This window comes from Methanococcoides seepicolus (assembly GCF_023684405.1).
Lineage (GTDB): Archaea > Halobacteriota > Methanosarcinia > Methanosarcinales > Methanosarcinaceae > Methanococcoides > Methanococcoides seepicolus.
This window is the reverse complement of sequence record NZ_JAGSOI010000105.1, coordinates 1-4,373: the sequence shown is the minus strand read 5'-3', so window position 1 is coordinate 4,373 and position 4,373 is coordinate 1. Positions and strand designations below refer to the sequence as shown.

Below are 4,373 nucleotides of genomic sequence, written 5' to 3'. Positions count from 1 at the left end.
TTCTCATGAACAAAAACATCAGTCGAAGGTGGTTTACTACTATTACGACTGTTTTTCTTGAGTTGGTCTTCCAATTTTTTAACTCGTTCTTCGAGTTCTGTTATTCTAGCAGCCTGTAACTCGATGATCTTTTGTTGTTCAGCAATTATGTCGTATAACGTGGTGACAAGAGTAACAACTGCTTCTGGACCTTGTTCATAAACTGCCAGGATTTCTTTGCGTTTCGTAATCAATCACCTCGTGCCTGGTAAAACCAGGTTGAATTTCAGGGAGTGACTAAAATAGAGGCATAGTATATTGTTTTTTGGTAAAATCAATATCAAGCACTGATGGAATTGTGTTGAGTATTCTAAGTTTATATCAAAAACGTGAGGATGGCTGAATAGTTACAAAAAAAGTAAATCAAAATTGGTTCACTGTATCGTCTTGCGCTTGAATTTAGCAACACGATCAAGCATTACTTCTATTCCGTTGTTGACAAGTGCATTGAACTTCTCAGTTTTCATGGCTGCACGTCTGATAGGTTCGTGAAGGTCGATCAGTAGTATCACATCAACCCAGTTGTCCCGGAGGCGATAGTTCATCGGTTCTTCGAACAGGCAGGATGCCACATCCTTTGAACCCTTTGCATTATCCGCATCTTTGAATTTGACAGGAACATGCAGGGTTATCGACGAGCTCTTTCCGCTTTCATCCTTTGGGATGTATAGCCTTACTATCTCATCTCCGAAACGTCCAAGGAAATGGTCCGTACCCTTCGTGAATCCGAGTGCCAGTATAGCCTCCACCAAACGTGCTGGCAGGTCGTCCATGAGACAGCCACAAAGCGCTTTTGTGATACTCTCTTCCTTCAGTGATTCTGTGAGCTCAACAAAGGCTTCCATGGGGAATCCGAATACTATTTCATCGTTCCTGTAATCGCTGAACATGCGTGCTCCGGCACACAAAAGGGAAAGGTTAACCTTGTTCTCCATTACAGGAATTGTCGTACATTCCCCACAGACCGCGAATTCCCCTTTGAATCTGGCATTCACCATGTCTCCTTTCACTTTGGACAGCGTTGCTGCCACACGCATGAGCTTGCTGGCGGTTCCGACAACCACTACCACATCAGGTTCAAACTCGCATTTGTCAAGGGGCTCCACGGTCATCTTTTTGGTATCAGCGGGTTTCACCCTTGGATACACCTCCCCGTAAGCAGGTTCGATAAACCCAAGTGCAAGTTCTGCGCTTGCACAGGACATATCGTCAGCCGAGCAGGTATAAGACGTACCGAACGCCGCAGCTTTCCTTACTATCTCACAATAACGCATCGGATGTGGAATATTCGGTTCATTGTCGCTGTTGAACTTAACAGCAACCGGTGTAAGCGGCAACTCGAAGAATTGCCTGAACTGTTTTGTTAGTTCCGTGTATTTCATGTTTCATCCTCCACCGGTATCTTATATTTCCTTGCGATCTCAATGAAAGCATCAGCAACGTATTCGATCTGCTTTCTGCTGAGTCCGAATGTATTTAATTTGAAACTCTTGCTCATACCCGGCTGTATTCCGATTATCTTTCGTTTCTTTAGTTCATGGTACAGGAAGTAACCTCGTTTCTTGGTTTTGGCGGCAGCCTCAAAGAGTGGCAGGGACTCAAATGCTACAAGTGTATGTTCTGTAGGCTTGACTCCCATCTGGTGAAATCCTTCGATACGCTCGAGCTGTGTGGCAAGGTATCGTGCATTCTCTACCTCCTCATCCCAGTGCTTCACACGTTCCACAACACTCGGAAACGATGCCATCAGTGTCATTACCGGAACTCCGAAGACAGGTGAACATCCAAACAGAGCGACCTCTTTTTTAGTGAAACCACGCCCACTCCAGTCACCCCTGATGGTTGACTTATCGAATACCTGCTGGTTCCACTCAAAAGTGGTTGCGAGTATTCCCATTGGGGAAGATGCTGCCCAGCTCTTATGCCCGGAAGCACACAGGAAGTCCACACCAAGTTTTTTGCCGTCAATAGGCATTATTCCTGAAGAATAAGCCGTGTTCAGCAGGAACGGAACTCCGTACTCCTTACAGATCTTTCCCACGGCTGCAGCATCTGCCACATTACCATATCGATAATCCACATGTGTCAGTAGTGCCATTGCCGGAAGGGATCCTGTATTGCGTTCAACTTCCTCGAACTTTTCCGCGTATCCTTCTGGATCAATAATAAATTCCGGATATCCGCTATGTGGCACTTCAACTACTTTCAACTGATTTGCCTCAGCTGCAAGATATGATGTATAATGTGCAAGTGAATCCAGTACAAGAGTCTCGCCGGGTTCTGTGACCATGTGCATGGCCGCCCATTTTGCATGTCGGCATCCGGCTGTGAACCTAACATCATCCATATTCAGGAATTCTGCAATATCTGCTGTAAGGTTTCTTACAGGCGGGTTCTGGACAAGGTCCACCCTTGATTCGAAACAGAAGTCACAAACTGAATAACCATCTGCAAATTCAAGTGCTGCTTTTCTGGCTTCAGCGGTAAGCACTCCCCCCCTCTGTATGGGGTTGAGGTTAATGTATGTGCTTTCAATACCTCTGTTCAAATTTTTATAAATATCAAGATTCAGTTAGGAATTCCCCCTGGATTCTGTTGATCAAATACATTTCTTCTTATTCACAGGAACTCTTCAAGTTCCGTCCGTGTCTCGTCCTTTTCCACTCGCCCGATAAGCACGACATCTCCATTAATAGCGATAGTAGGTACTTCCTCTATTCCGAGTTGCTTTGCTCTTTGAGAACCTTCAAGGCTCGTGACGTTAATTTCCTTGAACATAACACCTTCAGGAAGAACTTCTATTATCTGGTTCCTGACGTAATGGCAGTTCATGCAAATATCAGAATAATATAGTTCTATCAATGTCATCTATTGCTTATTGTCTGCCAGATAAATAACAAGTGGCATCATGACAATTATTGCCTCCCCCATTACCTTATTAATATCTTGCATATATAAGATATTCTATGGATGCCACAACAATTAACAGGACAAAGTCGGCTATTGATGCTCTTATTGAAGTACAGCAACTATGGATAGATAATGTTCCTGAATACGATCTTTCCGACAGGGAACTTGTAATACTGAAAAAACGCCTGACCCGTGCAATAGATAATGTACAGAAGATCTATGACGATAATGAAGAACTGATGAACAAGGCGGAAGATTCACTTAAAAAAGAAAATCCCAGATGAACATCTCACTAATATTATGGGACATATATCTGGAATTTGCATCTATTTTTCTCTTCTTTTTTATAAATAAACAAGCCTGATGGCCGAATATGCTATCAGACCTGCCAATAGTGGTGACGTGACCCACATGACTACAATACGTCTTACTGTCTTATTGTTCATTGTGGCAAACCCTTTGTTAGCGCAGCCTATGCCAATAACTGCTGCCGGCACTAACTGACCCAGTGCAACAGGTATGCCTGCAATAGAAGCACTGTGCACAATAATTGCTGCGATGGCTTCAATGAATATCGCACGAATGGTACAGATCTCTGCAATCTCCGTCCCGACTGTCTCGAGAATACGACCGCCTATCAATATCGCTCCAATGCCAAGTGTAAGCCCTCCGACTATGGCTCCTGTTGCCGGCTCCATGAATCCTGCTCCTACCAGAGGTCCAACTGCATTGGCCGCATTATTTGCACCTGCTGAATAGGCAACATAACAGCCGGATACTATCAGAAGCTTCTTAATAGTGCTTCTGATCTGTGCTTCCGATTCATGTTCGACAAGCCAGACAACAAGTCTGGGGTGAATATATTTCCCGGAAAGGTAAGCAAGTACAAATGCAATTATCGGGGTAGCTATCCACCATCCAACTATCTTTGATAGCAGTTGAACATCGAGTATCCCGTAGAATATGCCAATTCCGACGATCGCTCCCACAGCTGACTGGCTCGCAGATATCGGAACCTTCAGTACGTTCCCGATGAATAGGCTGATCGCAGCTGCACTGGTTGCAATAATAGCTGCTACAAGTGTGATCGTGTTGCCAGGTACTATTCCTTCACCAAGCGTCCTGATAACATCCTCGCCGCTGAGTACTGCACCAAGCAGGGAAAAAACAGCTATTAATATTACTGCCTGTCTTTTAGTACGGGCTCTTGCACCATAAGCTGCTCCCATAGCTGCTGCTGCATTGTTCCCGCCAATGTTGATCCCCATGAAGATCGCAGATGCTATTGCAGCCAGTGCTATGATCATTTATTAGTAGCTCCTTTCAATATTGTCACTTCAATTCATTTATATATGTTGATTTTCCATCTCACACTCGAAGTAACTATATAGCAAATGAATGTGAATTTGTTATATAGCAGTGGG

6 protein-coding genes are annotated in these 4,373 nt (G+C 44.2%); 1 reads left to right on the top strand and 5 read right to left on the bottom strand.

What is annotated here, in order from left to right; translation table 11 throughout:
- From KDK67_RS13610 to KDK67_RS13595, 4 genes are all read right to left on the bottom strand, one after another.
- Window positions 1–230: DUF6444 domain-containing protein (locus KDK67_RS13610; protein ID WP_250868783.1), on the bottom strand; the 230-nt coding region annotated here is incomplete at its 3' end.
- A 183-nt stretch (window positions 231–413) separates the two neighbouring features.
- The gene (locus KDK67_RS13605) at window positions 414–1,421 is read right to left on the bottom strand and encodes a DUF169 domain-containing protein (RefSeq protein WP_250869400.1); all 1,008 of its coding nucleotides are present in this window, start codon (window positions 1,419–1,421) and stop codon (window positions 414–416) included.
- Window positions 1,418–2,599, bottom strand: coding sequence for an O-phospho-L-seryl-tRNA:Cys-tRNA synthase (gene pscS / locus KDK67_RS13600; RefSeq protein WP_338101274.1), 1,182 nt, complete (start codon window positions 2,597–2,599; stop codon window positions 1,418–1,420). Before pscS ends, KDK67_RS13605 begins: the two co-directional genes overlap by 4 nt.
- 59 nt (window positions 2,600–2,658) lie before the next feature.
- The gene (locus tag KDK67_RS13595; RefSeq protein ID WP_338101273.1) at window positions 2,659–2,907 is read right to left on the bottom strand and encodes a thioredoxin family protein; all 249 of its coding nucleotides are present in this window, start codon (window positions 2,905–2,907) and stop codon (window positions 2,659–2,661) included.
- Between the two features lie 98 nt (window positions 2,908–3,005).
- On the opposite strand from KDK67_RS13595, the gene KDK67_RS13590 reads away from it, so the two are divergent.
- Window positions 3,006–3,233: a hypothetical protein gene (locus KDK67_RS13590; RefSeq protein WP_250869397.1), complete on the top strand. Its 228-nt coding sequence runs from the start codon at window positions 3,006–3,008 to the stop codon at window positions 3,231–3,233.
- 60 nt (window positions 3,234–3,293) lie between these two features.
- Here KDK67_RS13590 and KDK67_RS13585 read toward each other — a convergent pair whose 3' ends face one another.
- Window positions 3,294–4,256 carry an inorganic phosphate transporter gene (locus KDK67_RS13585; RefSeq protein ID WP_250869396.1) on the bottom strand — a complete coding sequence of 321 codons (963 nt, stop codon included), beginning with the start codon at window positions 4,254–4,256 and terminating at the stop codon, window positions 3,294–3,296.
- Window positions 4,257–4,373 lie beyond the last annotated feature (117 nt).

Coding starts and splice junctions, on each gene's coding strand:
- KDK67_RS13605 (WP_250869400.1), bottom strand. CDS start 1,421: ATGAAATACACGGAACTAACAAAACAGTTCAGGCAATTCTTCGAGTTG.
- KDK67_RS13595 (WP_338101273.1), bottom strand. CDS start 2,907: ATGACATTGATAGAACTATATTATTCTGATATTTGCATGAACTGCCAT.
- KDK67_RS13590 (WP_250869397.1), top strand. CDS start 3,006: ATGGATGCCACAACAATTAACAGGACAAAGTCGGCTATTGATGCTCTT.
- KDK67_RS13585 (WP_250869396.1), bottom strand. CDS start 4,256: ATGATCATAGCACTGGCTGCAATAGCATCTGCGATCTTCATGGGGATC.